Annotated in this window: 18 protein-coding genes; 8 read left to right on the top strand and 10 right to left on the bottom strand. The window is 34.6% G+C overall.

The genetic code is table 11. The annotated features are described in order from the left end of the window. Positions 1-181: 181 nt before the first annotated feature. The 3 genes from licT to J6569_RS08730 form a co-directional block, all read right to left on the bottom strand. Positions 182-1,024, bottom strand: a complete 843-nt coding sequence (licT, locus tag J6569_RS08740; protein WP_174798054.1) for a BglG family transcription antiterminator LicT — start codon at positions 1,022-1,024, stop codon at positions 182-184. A 173-nt stretch (positions 1,025-1,197) separates the two neighbouring features. Next, positions 1,198-3,072 carry a molecular chaperone HtpG gene (gene htpG, locus J6569_RS08735; RefSeq protein ID WP_065590702.1) on the bottom strand — a complete coding sequence of 625 codons (1,875 nt, stop codon included), beginning with the start codon at positions 3,070-3,072 and terminating at the stop codon, positions 1,198-1,200. Positions 3,073-3,384: 312 nt separating this feature from the next. Beyond that, positions 3,385-4,746: a sodium-dependent transporter gene (locus J6569_RS08730; RefSeq protein WP_202983886.1), complete on the bottom strand. Its 1,362-nt coding sequence runs from the start codon at positions 4,744-4,746 to the stop codon at positions 3,385-3,387. Between the two features lie 528 nt (positions 4,747-5,274). Here J6569_RS08730 and ubiG point away from each other — a divergent pair. From ubiG to guaB, 3 genes are all read left to right on the top strand, one after another. Then, entirely contained in the window at positions 5,275-5,985 is a 711-nt protein-coding gene (gene ubiG / locus J6569_RS08725; RefSeq protein WP_085165923.1) for a bifunctional 2-polyprenyl-6-hydroxyphenol methylase/3-demethylubiquinol 3-O-methyltransferase UbiG, read from the top strand. A 94-nt stretch (positions 5,986-6,079) separates the two neighbouring features. Beyond that, a complete protein-coding gene (gntT, locus tag J6569_RS08720) occupies positions 6,080-7,420 on the top strand; it encodes a gluconate transporter (protein ID WP_342366956.1) in 1,341 nt (446 codons plus the stop codon). 212 nt (positions 7,421-7,632) lie between these two features. Next, entirely contained in the window at positions 7,633-9,099 is a 1,467-nt protein-coding gene (guaB, locus tag J6569_RS08715) for an IMP dehydrogenase (protein WP_065609461.1), read from the top strand. A 541-nt stretch (positions 9,100-9,640) separates the two neighbouring features. On the opposite strand, the gene J6569_RS08710 is transcribed toward guaB, so the two are convergent. Then, a complete protein-coding gene (locus tag J6569_RS08710; RefSeq protein WP_174798056.1) occupies positions 9,641-10,687 on the bottom strand; it encodes a LacI family DNA-binding transcriptional regulator in 1,047 nt (348 codons plus the stop codon). 177 nt (positions 10,688-10,864) lie between these two features. Between J6569_RS08710 and J6569_RS08705 the strand changes: the two genes are divergently transcribed. Genes J6569_RS08705 through dnaB form a run of 3 tightly spaced genes read left to right on the top strand, consistent with a single transcriptional unit; the run spans position 10,865 to position 14,140 of the window. After that, a complete protein-coding gene (locus J6569_RS08705; protein WP_085165927.1) occupies positions 10,865-11,884 on the top strand; it encodes an aspartate-semialdehyde dehydrogenase in 1,020 nt (339 codons plus the stop codon). Then, on the top strand, positions 11,847-12,662 hold the full coding sequence (truA, locus tag J6569_RS08700; RefSeq protein WP_366941254.1) for a tRNA pseudouridine(38-40) synthase TruA: 816 nt from the start codon (positions 11,847-11,849) through the stop codon (positions 12,660-12,662). The genes J6569_RS08705 and truA overlap by 38 nt, the downstream gene beginning before the upstream one ends. Before the next feature lie 53 nt (positions 12,663-12,715). Beyond that, positions 12,716-14,140, top strand: coding sequence for a replicative DNA helicase (gene dnaB, locus J6569_RS08695; RefSeq protein ID WP_034909856.1), 1,425 nt, complete (start codon positions 12,716-12,718; stop codon positions 14,138-14,140). A gap of 116 nt (positions 14,141-14,256) precedes the next feature. Here dnaB and J6569_RS08690 read toward each other — a convergent pair whose 3' ends face one another. From J6569_RS08690 to J6569_RS08675, 4 genes are read right to left on the bottom strand one after another with little or no spacing between them, the layout of a single operon-like run. After that, positions 14,257-15,093 (bottom strand): metal ABC transporter permease, encoded by an 837-nt coding sequence (locus J6569_RS08690; protein ID WP_296303036.1) that lies wholly within the window; start codon positions 15,091-15,093, stop codon positions 14,257-14,259. After that, positions 15,090-15,956: a metal ABC transporter permease gene (locus J6569_RS08685; RefSeq protein ID WP_174798058.1), complete on the bottom strand. Its 867-nt coding sequence runs from the start codon at positions 15,954-15,956 to the stop codon at positions 15,090-15,092. Before J6569_RS08685 ends, J6569_RS08690 begins: the two co-directional genes overlap by 4 nt. A gap of 6 nt (positions 15,957-15,962) precedes the next feature. Beyond that, complete coding sequence (locus J6569_RS08680) at positions 15,963-16,853, bottom strand: manganese/iron ABC transporter ATP-binding protein (protein WP_174798059.1); 891 nt, start codon at positions 16,851-16,853, stop codon at positions 15,963-15,965. Continuing rightward, the gene (locus tag J6569_RS08675; protein ID WP_238786381.1) at positions 16,853-17,698 is read right to left on the bottom strand and encodes a metal ABC transporter substrate-binding protein; all 846 of its coding nucleotides are present in this window, start codon (positions 17,696-17,698) and stop codon (positions 16,853-16,855) included. The genes J6569_RS08680 and J6569_RS08675 overlap by 1 nt, the downstream gene beginning before the upstream one ends. Positions 17,699-18,154: 456 nt before the next feature. Here J6569_RS08675 and J6569_RS08670 point away from each other — a divergent pair, with 456 nt between their 5' ends. Continuing rightward, on the top strand, positions 18,155-19,081 hold the full coding sequence (locus J6569_RS08670) for an L-lactate dehydrogenase (protein WP_296318257.1): 927 nt from the start codon (positions 18,155-18,157) through the stop codon (positions 19,079-19,081). Positions 19,082-19,222: 141 nt separating this feature from the next. Here the strand turns inward: J6569_RS08670 and J6569_RS08665 are convergent, their stop codons facing one another. Further along, a complete protein-coding gene (locus tag J6569_RS08665) occupies positions 19,223-19,492 on the bottom strand; it encodes a hypothetical protein (protein WP_296318256.1) in 270 nt (89 codons plus the stop codon). 122 nt (positions 19,493-19,614) lie between these two features. Next, positions 19,615-20,118: a CbrC family protein gene (locus tag J6569_RS08660; protein WP_065590690.1), complete on the bottom strand. Its 504-nt coding sequence runs from the start codon at positions 20,116-20,118 to the stop codon at positions 19,615-19,617. Between the two features lie 287 nt (positions 20,119-20,405). On the opposite strand from J6569_RS08660, the gene J6569_RS08655 reads away from it, so the two are divergent. After that, entirely contained in the window at positions 20,406-20,615 is a 210-nt protein-coding gene (locus J6569_RS08655) for a hypothetical protein (RefSeq protein ID WP_174798062.1), read from the top strand. The last annotated feature ends 466 nt before the right edge of the window (positions 20,616-21,081 follow it).

Genomic DNA, 21,081 nt, shown 5'->3' with positions numbered 1-21,081 from the left:
CCTTTTCAATGCAAAAAAAAACCTAAATCCCTTTAATTTAAGGAATTTAGGTTTTGCTCGCATAGCTAACTGCTTTTCTATGCAATAACAATCCAAAAATGATTTAATAAAATTAGCATGATTTAAGAATAATAGATATAATTTGTTTAAATATAATGATTAAAATGTGAGTTATATCACATTATTGATTTTTCAATTCAGTTCGTAATCGTTCAATATGAATAGTTAAATAGAGACTTTCGTCATCAGAAAGTGGATGTTGATATTGTTGTATTAAATGTAAATCTATCTGTTTAGTACAAATATAGGCTAGTTCGTATTTTTGTCGTACTAATTCATACAAAGAGTTATCTTGTTGTGTTTGCTTTCTGTGGCTTAAAATACGGTGAGCAAAAAATTTTAAATGAGTAACAAAACGTTGATAAGATAGGCAATTTTCGTCATATTCAAAGTTAAAGTGGTATTTCACAATATTAAGAATTTCGCGCATGATTTTAGTCATATTAACAATATTGGGCATTGTGTCATTTAATTGCGCATTGATAATATGAAAAGTAATAAAACCAGCTTCGTCTTCAGGTAATTCAACAGATAATCGTTCTTTTATTATTGATAAGGCATACAAACCGATTTGAAACTCTTTAGGGTAAAACTTTTTGATTTCCCATAGAAATCCATTAGGAATATCAAATCCTTGCTGGTGGCGCTCAATAGCAAAATGGATATGGTCGGTCAGCGAAATATAAATGCTGTCTTGTAATATGCCATCTATGCATTGTTTTGCATGATTAATAATAATTTCAGATGTGGCTAACACTTCAAAAGGAATCTTTGAAAGCAATTCTTCAAATTTAGGGTATGTTTCTTTATTATCGAGTGAAAACTGCTTTTCAATAAGATTTGTATTAATTAAGTCACCTTCACGTTTTTTAAATCCAATTCCACGACCAGTAACAATTAATTCATTACCTTTAGCATCAAGTGTAACAATAACATTGTTGTTTAATATTTTATAAACTTTCATTGGGTGTGATTAATTATATATGTCTATTTATTATGAATAGACATAAAAAAATCGGAAGCAAAAATATAAAGAAATGTGATAAATATCATATTTTAAAAAAATATTGCTTTTCTTTTACTATAAAAAAGCCCCGATAGGGTTAATGTATCGAGGCCGCTTAGTCTATTATTTTATTATTGTGTTAATAATTTATTCATGGTTTGAATAAATTTACTTGGATCGCTAAGTGAACCTTTTTCAGCAAGTAAAGCCTGATCTAGTAGTAGTTCTACCCAATCGTTAAATATGCTTTCATCTTGTGTATCGGCAATACGTTTAACCAGCTTATGATCTGGATTGATTTCAAACGTGTATTTGATTTCTGGTGCTTTTTGACCTGCTGCTGCAAACAATTTAGCCATTTGTGTGCTCATTTCGTCGGCAGCAGTGGTAACAATCGCAGGTGTATCAGTTAAGCGATGCGTTAATTTTACTTCTTTCACTTTATCGCCTAATGCGGTTTTAACACGTTCAATAAATGGTTCAAGTTCTTTTTCAACTTGCTTTTGTTGTTCAATATCTTGATCGGCTAATTTTTCGATTGATTCGTCTGATTTACTGATAGACTGGAACTGTTTGCCATCAAATTCAGTTAAGTTACTCATCATCCATTCATCAATACGATCGGACAATAATAATACTTCAATACCTTTTTTACGGAATAGCTCAAGATGAGGACTATTTTTTGCCGCACCATAGCTATCAGCGGTAATATAGTAGATCTTTTCTTGACCTTCTTGCATACGGCTAATGTAATCATCTAACGAAACAGTTTGCGCATCGCTATCAGTGTGAGTTGACGCAAAACGAAGTAATTTTGCAATTGCTTCACGGTTTGTAAAGTCTTCACCAGTACCTTCTTTTAATACTAAACCAAACTCACTCCAGAACTGTTGATACTGTTCTTTATCGTCTTTAGCAAGTTTTTCAAGCATTTGTAACACACGCTTAGTACATGCATTACGTAAGTTTTGGGTGATTTTGTTATCTTGCAAAATTTCGCGCGATACATTTAATGGCAAATCATTTGAATCAATTAAGCCTTTTACAAAACGTAAATAGTTAGGCATAAATTGTTCAGCATCATCCATAATAAATACACGTTGTACATACAGTTTTAAGCCGTGTTTATTATCACGATTCCACATATCCCAAGGCGCTTTTGCTGGAATATAAAGTAAGCTAGTATATTCTTGTTTACCTTCAACACGGTTATGACTCCAGCTTAATGGATCGGCAAAGTCGTGTGACAGATGTTTATAAAACTCTTTATATTCCTCGTCAGTCACTTCTGATTTACTACGAGTCCAAAGAGCTTGTGCTTTGTTAACTTTTTCCCATTTGACTTCTTTGCTTTCTTCATCAGTAGTTTGTACTTCAACAGGAAGTGAAATGTGATCAGAATATTTGCTGATAATAGAGCGTAAACGCCAATCGTCTAAAAACTCTTTTTCATCTTCTTTTAAGTGTAAAGTAATTTCTGTACCACGGGTTTCTTTATTATCATCAGATATAGTATATTCACCTTCCCCTGTTGACTCCCACATAACTGCTTCGTCAGCTTTTGCGGTGGCTGCGCGCGTTCTAACAGTGACTTTATCGGCAACGATAAAAGCAGAATAAAAACCTACACCAAACTGACCAATTAATTGGCTATCTTTGGCTTGATCGCTACCAATGGACTCTAAAAATGCTTTGGTACCTGATTTAGCAATGGTACCTAAGTTTTCAATCACTTCATCACGAGTCATACCAATACCATTATCGGTAATAGTCAAAGTGCCTGTTTCTTTATTAGTTGAAATGCGCACACCAAGTTCACCATCGCCAGCATATAGATCTGGATTTTCTAACGCTTTAAATCGAAGTTTGTCGGCTGCGTCGGATGCGTTTGAAATAAGTTCCCTTAAAAAAATCTCTTTATTTGAGTATAAAGAGTGAATCATTAAATGTAGAATTTGTTTAACTTCGGATTGAAATCCACGAGTTTCAGTGCCTTGCTTACTCATTGACTAGTTCCTCTATTATATTTAGTCATTTCAATTAATTCTAATGACGAAAATGATTTGTTATTAACTAACTTTTATCATTTTGCTCATTTAATAGTGCATTGCCAGTTAGATTAACCGAATAAAATTAACATAATGGTTTGATTTATTGATGTATTGCTATATGGGAGTAAAAAAACAGATTTCAATAGAGGTTAAGACATTTATTCATTGTTTGGTTATTTTTTGTTAAAAATGCAAAAAGAGAGCAAAAAAAAAGCCTTGAAGGGATTAAGGCTTTTTTAATTAAAGGTTATTTTAAATTAATAAAAATTACATAAATCCATAAACAAGAATTAAAATAACAGCAGCTGGAATAACGAATCGTGATAAAACAGTCCAAATGCTAAACCAGAAATTATTTAAATTTAATTCTTCTCGGATGTGTTTTTGGTTCATCATCCAAGCACCAAATATCACTGTGCCTAAACCTGTAACAGGTAACATTATTTTACTAGTTAAGTAATCAAGCAAATCAAATATATTTTTACCAAATAGTTTCACTTCTGCCCATTCATTAAATGATAAAATACATGCGATACCTAATGCCCAAATAATTAAACTACTTAAAATTGTTGCTGATTTTCTACCCAATGGTGTTTTTTCTTCTAACAATTCAACTGTTGGTTCAAGTAATGAAATAGAAGACGTTAATGCAGCAAAAGTAAGGAAAATAAAGAATAAAACACCTAAAACAGTGCCGCCAGCCATATTACCAAAAGCAATCGGTAAGGTGACAAAAATAAGTCCTGGGCCTTCACCAGGTTGTAAACCGTTAGCAAATACCAGTGGGAAAATCGCCATACCAGATAGCATCGCTACAATTACATCTAAAATAACTACAGTACGTGCAGTTGATAGTAAGTTCACATCTGAACCCAGATAAGAACCATATGCCATCATAATACCCATACCTAAAGATAGACTAAAGAATGCATGTCCCAATGCCGCCAATACTGCTGTACCGTTAATTGCAGACCAATTAGGGGTGAACAAGAATTTAAAAGCATCATAAAAAGATGGACCGCTAACATAGGCAGCATAACCAACTAAAACAAGTAATAATACACCTAGCCCAGGCATCATCAATTTGCAACCGCGTTCCAAACCAGCACCAACACCAAGAGCAACAATAAATGCTGTAGCAAACATAAATACGGTGTGCCAAGTTAGTAGACTGTTAACATTACCAAGGAAATGGGTAAAAAGTTGACCAGTAGCTTCGCCATTAGCACCTTCGAAAGAACCTTGAGCAGCTAAAACAATGTAATCGGTCGCCCATCCCCCGATAACACTATAAAATGATAGAATTAAAAAAGAACCTACTACACCAATAATACCAACCCAGCGCCATGATTTAGAACGACCTTCTGAAACAGCGACATCTTCCATAGTATGAATTGGATTTTTTTGCCCTCGACGCCCAATTAACCATTCTAAAACTAAAATTGGCAAGCCAATAACAAACATAAATAGTAAATAGGTAAGCACAAACGCAGAGCCACCCATTTCACCAGCCATATAAGGGAATTTCCAAATATTACCTAACCCAACAGCAGAACCAGCCGCGGCAAGCATAAATCCCATGCGCGAACTCCACTGTGAGTGACTTTTTTTCATAGTACCCGTACTCATTAATATTGTTTCCTTTAATCTTAATTAGTTTAATTTAGCGTTGTGAAAAAAGTGTGTCATTTTATAAATGAAATTTTAATCATGCCATGAAATACTTCTATAAACAAGATATTATGCAAGTTATTGGTTATATCCGTATAAATTTTTAGCGAGTATCGATAGGAATGTATCATATTTATTTTTAATAACGATTATACTAATCAATATGTCATATTAAACATTTTTAAAACACTCAAAAAGAAGAAATCTACAATAAAAAATTACAACATAGCCAATTAAAGGCAAAATCAATTATATTTGCTAAAAATTATGATATGTTTTGAACTAAATAAATTCATTTAAGAACGATACCTTCTCACTGTCTTATTAATTGACGTAATAATCTTTTTGTAGGATAAATTATAAAGTAAACGCAGTGTTTAATATGTTATTTTTTTGATAAACAAGTTTAATTAGGCCGATTTATTGATAATCACAAGAACATAGCATATAGTTAATTTTAGATTTTACTGATATCAAAGAGCTACTATGTCACAAAACATCGACCAAAATGAAATTGACAAATTTTCACGACTTGCTGCCGATTGGTGGAACCCAAATGGTAAATGCAAACCGTTACACATTATCAATCCACTGCGTGTGGATTATATAAAACAAAAATGTGGATCACTAACCAACAAACTTGTGCTTGATGTTGGCTGTGGGGGAGGGATATTATCTGAAAGCCTAGCCAAATTAGAGGCAAATGTTACCGCCATTGATCTTGCTGATGAATCGCTTACCGTTGCCAAAATTCATGCCGAACAAAATGGCCTTACGATCGATTATCAAAAGCAAACGGTTGAAAAACATGCACAACAACATCCTGCCAAGTATGATGTCATTACTTGTATGGAGTTATTAGAACATGTACCTGATCCTTTTTCTGTCATACAAGCCTGTGCAAAATTGCTTAAACCAGGAGGTAAACTATTTTTATCGACTATTAACCGTAATCATAAAGCAAAATTGTTATTGATTTATGGAGCAGAATATATTGCTCGCTTAGTGCCCAAAGGTACGCACGACTTTAATCGCTTCATTCGCCCATCAGAGTTAATGGCGTTTGTTGAGCAAGCAAAATTAGATGTAGAGGCTATTATCGGTATGGAATATCTTTTATTTAAAAATCAATTCAAATTAAGTCCAAATGTGGATATAAATTATATATTAATGGCACAGAAATCAGATTCATTTTAAAAATGTGATCAAATTCTCATTTTAGATATTTCCACCTGTATTTTTTTAAAATTTCTCTATAATTTAGCATGTTACCGATAACAAGGGATATTTTATTTTAGAGGACCTATTTATGCCGTTAATAATAATTGCTATTGGTGTAGCACTGCTACTTATTTTAATGTTACCACTTCGAGTCAATGGTTTTATTGCTCTAATTCTAGTTGCGCTAAGTGTTGGTGTAATGGAAGGCATGCCAGTTATGGATGTGGTGAAATCCATAAAAAATGGAGTCGGAGGTACGCTTGGTAGTTTAGCCTTAATTATGGGCTTTGGAGCAATGTTGGGAAAATTATTGGCCGATTGTGGTGGAGCCCAACGTATCGCAACAACGCTAATTGAAACATTTGGTGACAAGAAAATCCAATGGGCGGTTACACTTACCGGTTTTATTGTTGGTTTTGCACTTTTCTATGAAGTTGGCTTTGTTTTGTTATTACCATTAGTATTAACTATTGCTGCCACGTTACGTATATCGCCACTATATATTGGTATTCCTATGGCTGCGGCTTTATCTGTGACCCATGGCTTTTTACCTCCTCATCCTGGTCCTACAGCTATTGCTGAAATTTTTAAAGCAGATATGGGACGAACCTTACTCTATGGTACTACCATCGGTATCCCAACGGTAATTTTAGCTGGGCCTGTATTAGCAAGATTACCATTTATTCGCGTAATTAATCATCCAATTGAAGAAGGCTTATATAATTCTAAAAAATTTACTGATGAGCAAATGCCAAGCTTTGCAGTCAGTGTTTTTACCGCTTTAATTCCAGTTATTTTAATGTCAATTCGTGCGGTTTGCGATATGACTTTAGATAAAGGACATGCAGTGTTACCTTATGTAGAATTTCTAGGTGATCCAGTCATTGCAACTTTGATTTCTGTATTAGTTGCGGTATTTACATTTGGCCTTTTACGTGGACGCTCCATGGCTGAAGTTAATACTACTCTAGTTGATTCAATCAAAATTATTGCCATGATGTTATTAATTATTGGTGGAGGCGGAGCATTTAAACAAGTGCTTGTTGATAGTGGTGTAAAAGTTTACATTGAACAAATGATGCATTCATCGAATATTTCACCTATCGTAATGGCTTGGTTAATTGCGGCATTGCTTCGATTAGCGCTTGGTTCTGCGACTGTTGCAGCGTTGACAGCAGGAGGCATTGTGTTCCCTCTTATTGCTTCAACAGGAGTAAGTCCTGAACTGATGGTTATTGCAACAGGAGCTGGAAGTGTTGTATTTTCGCACGTTAATGATCCTGGATTTTGGTTATTTAAAGAATATTTCAATTTAAGTATTGCTGAAACCATGAAATCTTGGTCACTATTAGAAACTACAATTTCTGTTTGTGGATTAGTAGGATGCTTAGCTATTAATATGTTTATTTAATAAAACATTAAGAGCCGATTTTTTACCTCACCAGTTTTATTTAATTGGTGAGGTGTTTTCAATATATCTTCACTTATATTTAATTCTATTGTATTTTTATTTACTTTTTTATTTCAATATAGAATAAAATTTTCCTAGCCTTTTAAGTTAAAAGTAAGTAGAATGTCTCGGCAATATTTTATCAACAATTTAACTCAATGGTGAATATTGTCATGTCCCGTATAGTCAAAGAAGCTCTCACGTTTGACGACGTGTTATTAGTTCCAGCTCACTCAACTGTATTACCTAACACTGCTGATATTAGTACTCAATTAACCCAAACCATCAAGCTCAATATTCCAATGATTTCTGCCGCAATGGATACTGTAACCGAATCTGATTTAGCTATTGCACTTGCTCAAGAAGGTGGTATTGGGTTTATTCATAAAAATATGTCAATTGAAAATCAAGCCAATCATGTAAAACGTGTTAAGAAACATGAAAGCGGCATAGTACAAGATCCTGTATCAGTTCTACCAACTGCAACTATAAAGCAAGTTATCGAACTAGCTAAAGAGTATGGTTTTGCAGGGTTTCCAGTTGTGACTGAAACTCAAGAACTAGTTGGCATTATCACCGCACGCGATGTACGATTTGCAACGGATCTTTCTTTACCTGTTACTGCGGTGATGACACCGAAAGAACGCTTAGTGACTGTAAATGAAGGTGAACAACGTGAAATCGTGCTGCAAAAAATGCACGAATACCGGGTTGAAAAAGTCCTTGTTGTTGATGGTCGATTCCACCTAAAAGGTATGATTACCGTCAAAGATTATAACAAAGCTGAACAAAAACCTAATGCTTGTAAAGACAAACAAGGTCGTTTGCGTGTTGGAGCAGCTGTTGGCGCAGCCGCTGGTAATGAAGAGCGGATTGCAGCATTAGTAGAAGCAGGTGTAGATGTATTATTGATTGATTCATCGCACGGCCATTCAGAAGGCGTACTTGAGCGTATTCGCCAAGCAAGAAAGTCCTATCCAGATTTACAAATTATTGGCGGTAACATCGCCACAGCAGAAGGAGCTAAAGCCTTAATTGATGCAGGTGTTAACGCCGTTAAAGTAGGAATTGGCCCCGGCTCAATTTGTACAACACGCATTGTAACTGGTGTTGGCGTACCTCAAATTAGCGCCATAATGGATGCTGTCGAAATTGCACAAAAACACAACATTCCTGTTATTGCTGATGGTGGAATTCGATATTCAGGTGATATTGCTAAAGCTATTGCAGCAGGTGCATCTTGTGTAATGGTTGGCTCAATGTTTGCAGGTACTGAAGAAGCACCAGGTGAAATTGAACTATTCCAAGGCAGAGCATATAAATCATATCGTGGAATGGGTTCGCTTGGTGCAATGACAAAAGGATCTTCTGACCGTTATTTCCAAACTGACAATGCTGCTGATAAACTTGTGCCAGAGGGTATAGAAGGTCGTATTGCCTACAAAGGTTTACTAAAAGAAATAGTTCATCAACAAATGGGGGGATTAAGATCTTGTATGGGATTGACCGGTTGCGCAACAATTGATGAGTTAAGAACTAAACCTAAATTCTATCGCATTACTGGTGCTGGAATGAAAGAAAGCCATGTGCACGATGTACTTATCACCAAAGAACCACCAAATTACAGAGCTGGAGCGTAAAAAAAAGAGGGATGCTTCCCTCTTTTTATGTACTGATTTAACGCCGTTTACCAATAAAGCGAACATTTAAACAAACATAATAATTGCTATCTAATATCTTAAATGGAGTAAATAAAGGTTATTTGGAAAAATTATCTTGTTTTTAGAGTTAATTCTAAATTTTGTGTATTTGCTAATTAAAGGTGAAAGGCAATTTAATCACCGAATTTTATATTAAAAATGCTCGAATATTGAAATTTCATATTAATTTATTCACATTGGGTAAAGTCCTGTAAATGATAATGGATGAAATTTAATAAGTGGCTATTCAACTTAAAAGCTTACTATCTGGGAAAAAGATTACGGCTACACTTTGCCTTATTTATTACCCTCCTTATTTCAATTTGCCAAGCGCTAAGGCGATATCAGATCTCAATAAAACTAAACGGTCTGGACTTCTGAATTATTTTTACTCTCTGCAATATCAGAATGTACGATGATTATTTGCAATGAAAGCGAGCAAAAACAAAATAGGGACTATCTTTTAAAGATAGTGCACGTATTAGTAAAACATCGATTCAACATTGATTATTTTATTGTGTTTAATAGACTTTGTTGTGTCTTTAATAATATCACATAGTAAAGTTGCAGACTGTTGTCCCATTTTAAATAATGGTTTATTAATTCTACATAAATTATCTAATTCATTATATTTAAGTTCTTTAGAAGCGCTAAAATACGAGATAGTGAGCGGTTTAGTTAGTTTGGATTTACTTTCATTGGCTTGATGTAACGCCCCTAAAACCATGCTATCAGGAGATTGATTGTGTAGATCTTTATAATAAATTTCATCTAAATAGGTTAAGCTAAAATTATCGGCACAAATGACTGCTGATGGCAATTTACTTCCGTTTATTAATTTTTTTATAGCTGATCTGGAATGTTGATAAGTAAAGCAACCTTGAATAATATATCGAGGCTCAATAACAATATTGGCACGTAGCAATGCTTGTTTATAACCTTGTAGCAAAAGTGCTGAACTTATCAATTGGTCATTATTAAGTAAAATAGCAACTTTGGTATGAGAATTTTCAGTTAAATATTTCGTCATTTGATATCCGATCAATAAATGATCAAAGTGAACGCAAATAAAATCAAGCGAAAAGTGATTAACTAATACAATGGGGGGTAATGTATCTTTATAAGAAACCAGTGTTTTTAAATATGGAGCATCATTGATAATTATAATCCCGTCAAATGCATTTTGGGCTACATAACGAATAATATGATGGATATCGTTTCTGTTATTATAAGGAAACTGCAAATAAAACAGTTGATACTGCTCTTTTTTCAAAGCTTGTTCTAAACCAAGATTGATTAAACTTTTTGAAAAAAGTTGATTATCAATAATTAATATCTTTCTACTGTTATGTATTGATTGAAAGGGTTTGAAATTTTTTGATGTATCTATATTTAATTCTTCAATAGCTTGATAAACGCGTAGTTGAGCTTGAGGAGAAGTTAAATGTGGTTTTTTTAATACTCTTGAAACCGAAGCAACTGAAATATTAGCTTTTGTAGCAATATCCGATAGAGTGATTTTTGTCATATTAACGAATAAATTTTGATTAAAGTGGCTTATTACTTTACGGATATTAAGCTAATTTGTAAGGGCTCAGATTTTGTTTTGTCGATCTGTGTTCCAAAATTGAAAAATATCTTTTCCGCTATATTTGACAATATAGTGATATAATTACCGTTAAATTTTTTATTTGGGTTTATAAATATGTCTGCATGGAATATTGCTATTGTGGGGGCGACAGGGCAAGTGGGTTCTGCGCTAGTTGAATTATTACAACAACGTAGTTTACAAGACAATAGTCTAAAAATTGAAAATCTCTATTTGGTCGGTAGTGACAATAGTGCTGGTGAAGTTGTTCGTTTTGCTGGTAAAAATTTAACTGTTACCGATAGTGCACAAATGGATTGGAGCCAGTGCCATTTTGCCTTTTTTGTTGCTGGTTATGAAACAAGTGAAAAATATGCACAAATTGCGGCAGAATCAGGTTGTGTAGTGATTGATGCAAGTGGCTATTTTGCTCAGCAGGATCATATTCCATTAGTAGTACCTAAAGTTAATAACAGTGTATTAACTGAATACCGTAATGAAAACATTATAGCTGTAGCTAGTGCCACAGTGTGCCAATTATTGCGTTGTGTTGCGTCTTTAACTGATATTGAGTTATTAACCAATTTACATGTCACCAGTTTTATTCCGGCCTCATTGTATGGTAAGCCAGGAGTAGATGAGCTGGCTGGACAGAGCGCTCGCTTATTAAATGGTATGCCAGTTGATAATCAGTTATTTGACAAGCAATTGGCATTTAACTTATTACCCGTATCGCACGAACATGATGATTCAATATTAGGTGAAAAGTCACAAGTTAATCAAATTCGTAAAATATTAAGTAATTATGAACTTCCTGTCTCTATTGAGTCAGTGATTGTGCCTGTGTTTTATGGGGTGTCACAAGCTATTAATGTATCAAGTAGCTTACCGATTGAGTTAGATATGGCACGTTTTAGCGAGTTTGGGGTTGAAGTGCAAAGCGATAATATGCCAACTCCAGTGACCGAAGTTAGTATAGAGTCTGAAGGTCAGCTAACTATTAAATTGGCTAATTTGAGACACAGTTACGGCCATTATGAACAAATTCAATTTTGGTCAGTTGCTGATAATATTCGTTATTTAGGTGCATTAATGTTAATTGAGACACTTGAGATCCTCATTAATGACTATATATAAAATTGCCCTTGGTATTGAATATGATGGTAGTAATTACTTTGGCTGGCAACGACAGCAGTATGTTGATTCTATTCAAGAAAGACTAGAATCCGCACTATCGACAATTGCTAATTCACCAATAAACGTCTTTTGTGCTGGTCGTACAGATGCTGGTGTACACGCAACTGGTCAAGTTATTCATTTTGAAACCCAAGCCATGCGATCAGCTAGTGCTTGGACAATGGGAGTGAATTCTCATTTACCTGATAATATTGCGGTGCGTTGGTCACAAGTAGTTGATGATAGTTTTCATGCGCGGTTTAGTGCGACTGCTCGGCGTTATCGTTATGTGATTTATAATCATCGTTATCGGACAGCAATTTTAGCTAAAGGAGTATCGCATTATTATTTACCTTTGGATGAAACCTTAATGCATCAAGCTGCACAGTATTTATTAGGTGAGAATGATTTTTCATCCTTTAGAGCAGCGCAGTGCCAATCAAGAACACCTTGGCGTAATATTCATCATATCGAAGTTTGGCGACAAGGTGAATTTATTATTGTTGATATTAAAGCTAACGCGTTTGTTCACCATATGGTACGTAACATTGTGGGCAGTTTACTTGAAGTTGGTGCGGGTAATCGACATCCAGAATGGATTAGCGAACTTTTACAGGCTAAAGATAGGACGAAAGCTGCTGCAACAGCAAAATCTGAAGGATTATATTTAGTTCAGGTGGATTATCCATCAGAATATCAAATACCAACCCAAGCATTAGGCCCATTATTTTTAAAATAAGTTGGATAATAAGCAAACAATAAAAAGTTAATTAAATTAAAAAGATAAATGTAATGAAGACTGATCGAACAAGCACAAATAAAGATTCTAGAAATCAAGAAGCGAAAAAATCAAACTTGCATAATATCAAGCTTCCACCACACTCAATTGAAGCTGAACAAGCAGTACTTGGTAGCTTGATGCTTGATAATCAACGTTGGGATGCTGTATCTGAAATGATCACTGATCGCGATTTTTATTCGCGCCATCATCAACTAATTTTTTCTGAAATGCATACATTGGTCAGTAAAGGTACACCAATTGATTTAATTACCCTTTCTGAAAGCCTTGAAAGTAAAGATGTTTTAGCTGATGTCGGTGGTTTTGCTTATTTGGCTGAACTTTCAAAAAACACACCAAGTGCGATAAATGTTGTTGCTTATAGTGATATTATTCGCCAACAAGCGATTTTACGTGAATTAATTAGTGCATCAAATGATATTGCTGATAACTGTTATGCAACAGAAGGGCGAGATAGTACCGAAATTTTAGATTTGGCGGAAAGCAAAATATTTCAAATCGCTGAAAGCCGAACTAAACAAGGTGAAGGTCCAAAAAGTATTACCGAAGTGCTAGAAGCAACGGTAGCTAAAATCGAAGAGTTGTTTCAACGTCCACATGATGGTGTGACAGGAGTTTCAACAGGTTATATCGATTTAGATAAAAAAACGGCTGGTTTGCAGCGTTCCGATTTAATTATCATTGCGGCAAGGCCATCAATGGGTAAAACCACTTTTGCTATGAATTTGTGCGAAAATGCTGCGCTAGAACAAGAAAAACCAGTATTAATATTCAGCTTAGAAATGCCTTCAGAACAAATCATGATGCGTATGCTAGCTTCGCTTTCACGTGTTGACCAAACAAAAATTCGAACAGGACAACTGCAAGACGATGATTGGGCAAGAATCTCAAGCACAATGGGACTATTGCTCGAAAAGAAAAACATCTATATCGATGACTCATCAGGTTTAACGCCAATGGAATTACGCTCAAGAGCAAGACGTATTTATCGGGAACATAAAGGCTTAAGTATGATAATGGTTGATTACTTACAGCTTATGCGTGTACCGAATATTTCTGAAAATCGTACTTTAGAAATTGCCGAAATATCGCGTTCACTAAAAGCCTTGGCTAAAGAATTACAAGTTCCTGTTGTTGCACTATCTCAGCTTAATCGTAGTTTGGAGCAACGAGCCGATAAAAGACCAGTTAACTCTGATTTACGTGAATCAGGCTCTATCGAACAAGATGCTGATGTGATAATGTTTATCTATCGTGATGAGGTTTATAACGAAGCCTCAGAACATAAAGGCATTGCTGAAATTATTCTAGGAAAACAGCGAAACGGACCAATTGGGAAAGTTCGATTAAAATTCCAAGGTCAGTTTTCACGTTTTGATAATTATGCTGATAATAGTAAATATTTGGATGATGAATAACAATTAAATTAATAATAACAGCGTAAAATGGCTTAAAAATATCATTACGCTGTTTTTTATAGCTGTAAAAAAGTATTTCTAAAGACGGCTTCTTTACAATAGTTACAAGAATAATTTTAGTGGCGTAATTTTTTGCTAGTAATAAACTGATAAACCTGAGCAAATAAAAATATGGTTGCCTGCAAAATAACAATACAAGCACTAGTTGATGCATCAGCATAATAACTTATCAAGGTGCCCGCCACCGTTGAAAATGTGGAAACTAACACAGCAATTACTAACATCCATTCAAAACGTTTAGTTAACGAAAAAGCAGTTATACCTGGAGCTATTAGCATAGCAATAACTAAAATCATACCCGCTATTTTTAATGAACCTACAATGGTTAAAGCTAACACACTTAATAAACCATAATGTAATAGTTTAACTGGTAGTCCAACAACTTTGGCTTGCAGCGGATCAAAGCAGTAAAGCATAAGATCGCGGCGTTTTATAATAACTAAGATTGATACAATTGTAGCAATAAATATGATCTTTTTAAGCTCGTCATAACTAGTGCCAAGTACACTACCAAATAGGATATGATTTAAATGCTGTGAAGTATCTACTTTTGAAAATAATACTAAACCAAAAGCAAACATACCCGAAAATACAATCCCCATTACGGTATCCTCTTTCAATCGGCTATTTTCTTTGATGTAACCTGTTGCAACCGAGCAAAATAGGCCTGAAGCAAAAGCACCAATTATAATGGGAATACCTGCTAAATAGGCTAGCACAATTCCAGGTAAAACCGCATGCGAAATTGCATCCCCCATTAAGGACCAGCCTTTTAAAACTAAAAAGCAAGAAAGCAAAGCACAAACTATACCAGTTGCTAGTGCAGCTAAAATTGCACGCTGAATAAGAGGAAGGGTCAGAGGATAGTAGATAAATTCCCAAAACTCTGTCATACCTTTCTCCCTTTATTTAAACGGCTTTTACGGATCTGAAGATGATTGGCAATAAATCCTTGCTTTGGAGCAAATAAAAATGCGGCAATAAAAATCAGCGTTTGTAGCGTTACAATAACGCCACCAGTTTCGCCATTTAAAAAGTAGCTAATCCAAGCACCAACAGCACTAGTTATAGTGCCAATAAGAACCGAGATAATCAATAGCCGAGAAAATCGATTAGTCAGTAAGTAAGCGGTTGCCCCAGGGGTAACAACCATAGCTATTACTAAAATAGCCCCAACTGTTTGTAATGCTGCAACGGTACATGCGCTTAAAATAGTAAAAAATAGGATTTTTAGTTTTAATGGTTTTAATCCAATCGATCTGGCATGAGTTTCATCAAAAAAGACAACTAACAAATCCTTCCAAAAAAAGAAAAGTAGTATAAATGATACCAAAATAATGATTTGCACTTGCCACATATCGCTATCATCAATTCCAAGAATATTACCAAATATAATAGTTTGTGCATTAACAGATGTTGGATTGAGCGAAATAATTAACAAACCGACAGCAAAAAAGGTTGAAAAAATAAAACCGATAGTGGCGTCTTCTTTTAAGCGTGTAAAGGCACGAACCAACGTAATTGCAAGTGCCGCCAGTAACCCAGTAAAAAATGCTCCAATTGAATAAGGTAGTCCAAGTGCATACGCACCAGCAACGCCAGGTACAACAGAGTGCGATAGCGCATCGCCCATTAGTGACCAACCTTTTAACATTAAAAAAGCCGATAAAAAAGCACAAGCAGCGCCAACAATACTACTTACCCAAATTGCTTTAAGCATAAAATCGTAGGTAAATGGTTCAAGTAAAAGTTCCATTTATTGTTACCCCTTGGGTTTATTATCGTGATGGTCAATCAATAAATCTCGATGGGGGGAATCATGCTTACCTTCGCCATAAAAAATAGCAGCACGCTCATCGTCAGTTAATATGGATACTTTACGAGGATCTTCGTCATTATGCAGTTTCTCGCCTGATAAACTAAGGTAACGTAGTGCACCACCAAAGGTGGTCATTAAATTTTGCGGTGTAAAAGTTGTTTTAGTTGGACCAAAGGCCAGTACGGTTTGATTAATTAATACCACTTGATCACAAAATTCAGGAACACTACCTAAGTTATGGGTTGAAACTAAAATTAAATGGCCTTCTTCACGCAGATCTTTCAATAAATCAATAATGGCATTTTCGGTTTTAACATCAACTCCAGTAAAGGGCTCATCTAGCAACAGCACTTTACCTTGTTGAGCTAATGCTCGAGCTAAAAATACTCGTTTTTTTTGCCCACCAGAAAGTTCGCCAATTTGACGATGCTTAAAATCAAGCATGTTCACACGTTCAAGAGCAATATTAACTTGTTTTTTGTCTTCTTTGCTTGGAATACGTAAAAAAGACATATGCCCGTATCGTCCCATCATTACTACATCCGACACCAGAACAGGAAAATCCCAATCGACTTCTTCGGTTTGTGGCACATAGGCAATGATATTTTGCTTTAAAGCTTGATTTACTGAGAAATCATTAAAAGTTACACGCCCACGGGTTGGATGAACCATTCCCATAATGCTTTTAAATAACGTTGACTTGCCACTACCATTAATACCAACTAAAGCACAAATAGTACCACCGTTTAAGCTAAAGCTAGCATCATAAATTGCAGTATGGCCATTATTATAAGTCACCGTAATATCATCAACTTTCAAGCAAATTTGAGTCATTATTTTTCAAATCCTTTAGCAATGGTTTCAACGGTCACTTTTAACAAATCAATATAAGTTGGAACAGGACCATTTTTAGTTGAAAGCGAATCGACATACAAAACGCCACCATATTTAATATCGGTTTCTTTGCTCACTTGTTTAGCGGGTTTATCTGAAATAGTACTCTCACTAAAAATGACAGGAATATCATTTGCTCGCACTAAATCAATTAATTGCCTAACTTGCTGAGGTGTGCCTTGTTGTTCAGCGTTTATTGGCCATAAGTAAGCTTCTTTCAAATTATAGTCGCGAGCTAGATAACTAAAAGCTCCTTCGCTGGTCACAAGCCAACGTTTTGCCTCAGGGATTTTGGCCAACCGTTCGCGTAATGGTGCATCAAGCGCTTTAATTTTAGCAATATAATCAGCAGCATTTCTATTATAAATAGCCGTATTTTTAGGATCATATTTGACAAATGCCGCGCGAATATTTTCAATATAAATTAAGGCTAGTGTTGGCGACATCCAAGCATGTGGATTAGGGTTACCTTTATAGCTTCCTTCGCGGATTGGCATCGGCTCAATACCTTCAGTCACAACAACGGATGGGACATCTTTTACATCTTCAAAAAAGCGTTTAAACCAAAGCTCCAAATTAAGGCCATTCCATAACACTAAATCTGCTGAAAGCACTTTGGTAATATCTTGCGGGGTGGGGTCGTATTCATGAATTTCTGCGCCGACTTTGGTAATTGACTCTACTATAGCAGCATCACCAGCTACATTTTGCGCAATATCTTGAATAACCGTAAAGGTAGTAACGACTTTAAATTTCCTTTCTGACGCTTGTGCAGATTTGTGCATACCTGTCAAAATAATTAACGAAGTTAAAATAACCTTTAATAATATTTTACGATTTTTCAAAAAATTGAACTTCATTAGCGACTCCTAGCGTTTAACTCATAAACAAATAGCAAAATTCAGTGATTGTTTCTAACAAATATCTTTCAATTTAATTACTTGTAGTAGTGACACTTCATTGCCAATTATTTATAGCAATAAATTTAAATGTTAATGAGAATTATTATCATTTAAAAGGTAAAAGTCAATTTTTTTTAAAGTTCACGATCTCAATTAACTTTAGACATAGCTATGTTATTAATTCATTGTATATAAAACCAAAATAATTAGTAGCTAATTCCATCTATTTAAATAATAGTTAAAGTAGAAAAGATTATTTATTAAATCATACTAATCTAGCTTTATACTATGAAAAACACTTGTTGTTTTACCTTATTTTTTAATAAAGCGAGGCTTAATATGAAACTGCGAAAAGTGATGATTATCGGCGTGGGTAATGTGGGATCAACAACGGCTTATACATTGGTTAACCGAGGTATTTGCGAAGAAATTGCACTTGTTGATCTTAATAAAGAATTAGCCTATGGGCATGCACAAGATTTACTAGATGCGGCAGCCTATCGGCAAAATATGGTTAAAGTCAGTTTACGCGAATCGACCAATTGCGCCGATATTGATATTGCGATTATCAGTGTAACTTCAGGCATAGCTCAAAAAAGCCGTGCAGAAGAGCTTGCAGGAACCTCTAAAATCATTGCCAACATAGTGCCTGATATGATGAACAATGGTTTTAAAGGCATATTTTTAATTGCCACCAATCCTTGCGATGCCATTACATATCAAGTCTGGAAACTATCTGGCTTGCCTCGTCATCGAGTGATTGGTACAGGAGTATGGCTTGATACGGTACGTTTGCGTCGATTATTGGGTGAAAAAATGGATATTGGTCCACAAAGCATTGATGCCTTTATTGTAGGTGAGCATGGTGATTCACAATTCCCTGTTTGGTCGCATTCATCGGTTTATGGAATTAATCTTAATGATTTAGAAAAAAACAAAATTGATTTTGAACAAATTGGCACGCAAGCTCGAAAAATGGGCTTTGAAATTGCTAACCGTAAGCATTGCACCGAATATGGCATAGCTAGCACTATCACCGAAATTTGCCAACATATATTCACTAATAGCCACCGAGCATTAGCGCTTAGTTGTATTTTAGACGGCGAATATGGCTATAAAAATGTTGCAATTGGTGTTCCTGCTATTTTAGATCAACATGGTATTAAAAAAGTGATCAAGCTCGACTTTAACGAAAATGAAAAAAAACTCTTTGAAAAAAGTGTAAATATTGTAAAAGGGTATATTGATCATATCAAATTACCGTAGCACAAATTATTTTCGCTATTGCTTGAATAGTGCGCTAACCTAGCGTTATCTATTTGTGGCGTCATTGCATACACAATACGCCACGAACAAGGTTTTTATAACGATCATGGAAGAAAAAGAAATAGTTTTGAAATATAACTGCTAATCTTCTAAGATGATTTTAAGTTGGTTTTCAAGTTGATTATAGTTAGCATCACTTAAAAAATGGTAATGAGTATCTCTGATATGGCTGGCGATTTTTTTATATGTATTAAGATGTTCAGATACGGGATAGCAAGCAATATAATCATTAAAAGCGGCAACATCAGCAACGTCAGCAAACTGCTTTTTATATTGAGATGATGCAGTTTGAGTATTGGCGAACGTATAATTAGTATTAAACCAACTAAACAACAATATAGTTAATAACAATGGTATTTTTTCATGGTTGCAGTTTTCCTAGTTATTTCCTTTTATCAGTGAGATATTGCACACTATTATTTCTTATTTTAATTTAGCATATTAAATCGATACTCTGTATAGAGTTATTAAAATCAATCACAATCAACATGCAACCTTTTTTTAGCACATTGCACACACTCAAACAAATAGCCAACGAACGTCCCGTCTTTCGATAAAGACGATTTTATCAATTCTTCGGGATAGTCTTGGATATCATCTAAGATTTCATCAAAATAGGGTTCAATTTCTTTGGCTCCAACATAACCAATAAAAGCACAAGGTTCGTTACAATGCGATAACCAAACTTCCTGTTGCCATGATGAATAACTCGGGGTTTTTAATACTATTTCGTCTAACATTTCGGATGGCACATCTTCTACACCATAATTATCGTTGAATTGACCTTGATATTTTTCTGCAGCCGAACCATCGGCAATACACCATGGGCAGATATAATCAGGATCTTCAACACAATAAGGTACCAAATTATATTTTATTGTTCGTTTTTGATTACAAACGGAACAAATTCCCTTTTCATTAACAAAAATATCGAGTTGATATGCATTTGGGTGATATTTAAACATAGGTAAGCACATCACAGACTCCTTTATTATAATAAAATTAAGATTATATAACCTAAGTGAGTTCAATACAAAATAATTAAATGCCAGATTACTGTCATCAGCAAGTTGATAGTTGAATAGTAATTCTTGAAAGTTAAGTCTAAAACATATACTAAGTTAAAATACAAAAAATAGCTGTAACAAAAATCACACTATTAACCAACACTTCAAGTGCGACAAACCCGATTAAGTTACCAGTGGGTGAGCAAAGTTTTGCAGATATAGGCATGATGGTTTCTACATTAAGATCAAGTAACTTAGTGAGTATAAGTTACTTAGTCACACGTTATAACTATTGGGGAGATGATGATGGAGACGGACAAAGTGGAGTAACGACATTTAAGAATTTGATGTTGAGTATTATAGATAAAAATAACCAAGCAATAGGCTGTAGTGATGTATTAACGATATGTAATGCACCTTATAAAGTGGAATTAAGTAGTCATAATAACAAAAATGCTAATCTATAAATGTTTGATTTTATTTAAAAATATAAAATAAATAATTAAATAAAATCAATAGTCTACCTGAGAGATTTTAGAGCAAAAAACACGCTTATAGCACCACAATATTAATAAGCTTGCCTTATCAGATCGTCAAAATATGCCGATAATGAAGTAAAGCTAGCACGCCAAACTGGGCTGTTGGGCGTGTTTGTGTTTTAGATGTTATCAGCAATATTAATCATTCCACAAAAGTTAAAAAATCCTAAAGATAACACCGTATTTTAATTATAAAATTAACTTATCACTAAAGCCGAATCGTTTTCATCTTTACATTTCTTTACAAAAAAGTCCGCTAAAAAACTAGCCAACTATTTTATAAATGGTTATACTTTCATCGCTTTAGAAAGATAAGCTTATTAAATAAGCGAGTAACCACAAAAAATCGAAATAAAACAAAATATTACTTGACAGGTGGAACAAAATGCAGTAC

Origin of the sequence: Gilliamella sp. (genome assembly GCF_024104075.1) — a bacterium.
Taxonomy (GTDB): Bacteria; Pseudomonadota; Gammaproteobacteria; order Enterobacterales; family Orbaceae; genus Gilliamella; species Gilliamella bombi.
This window is presented reverse-complemented; position numbering and strand designations above follow the sequence as displayed.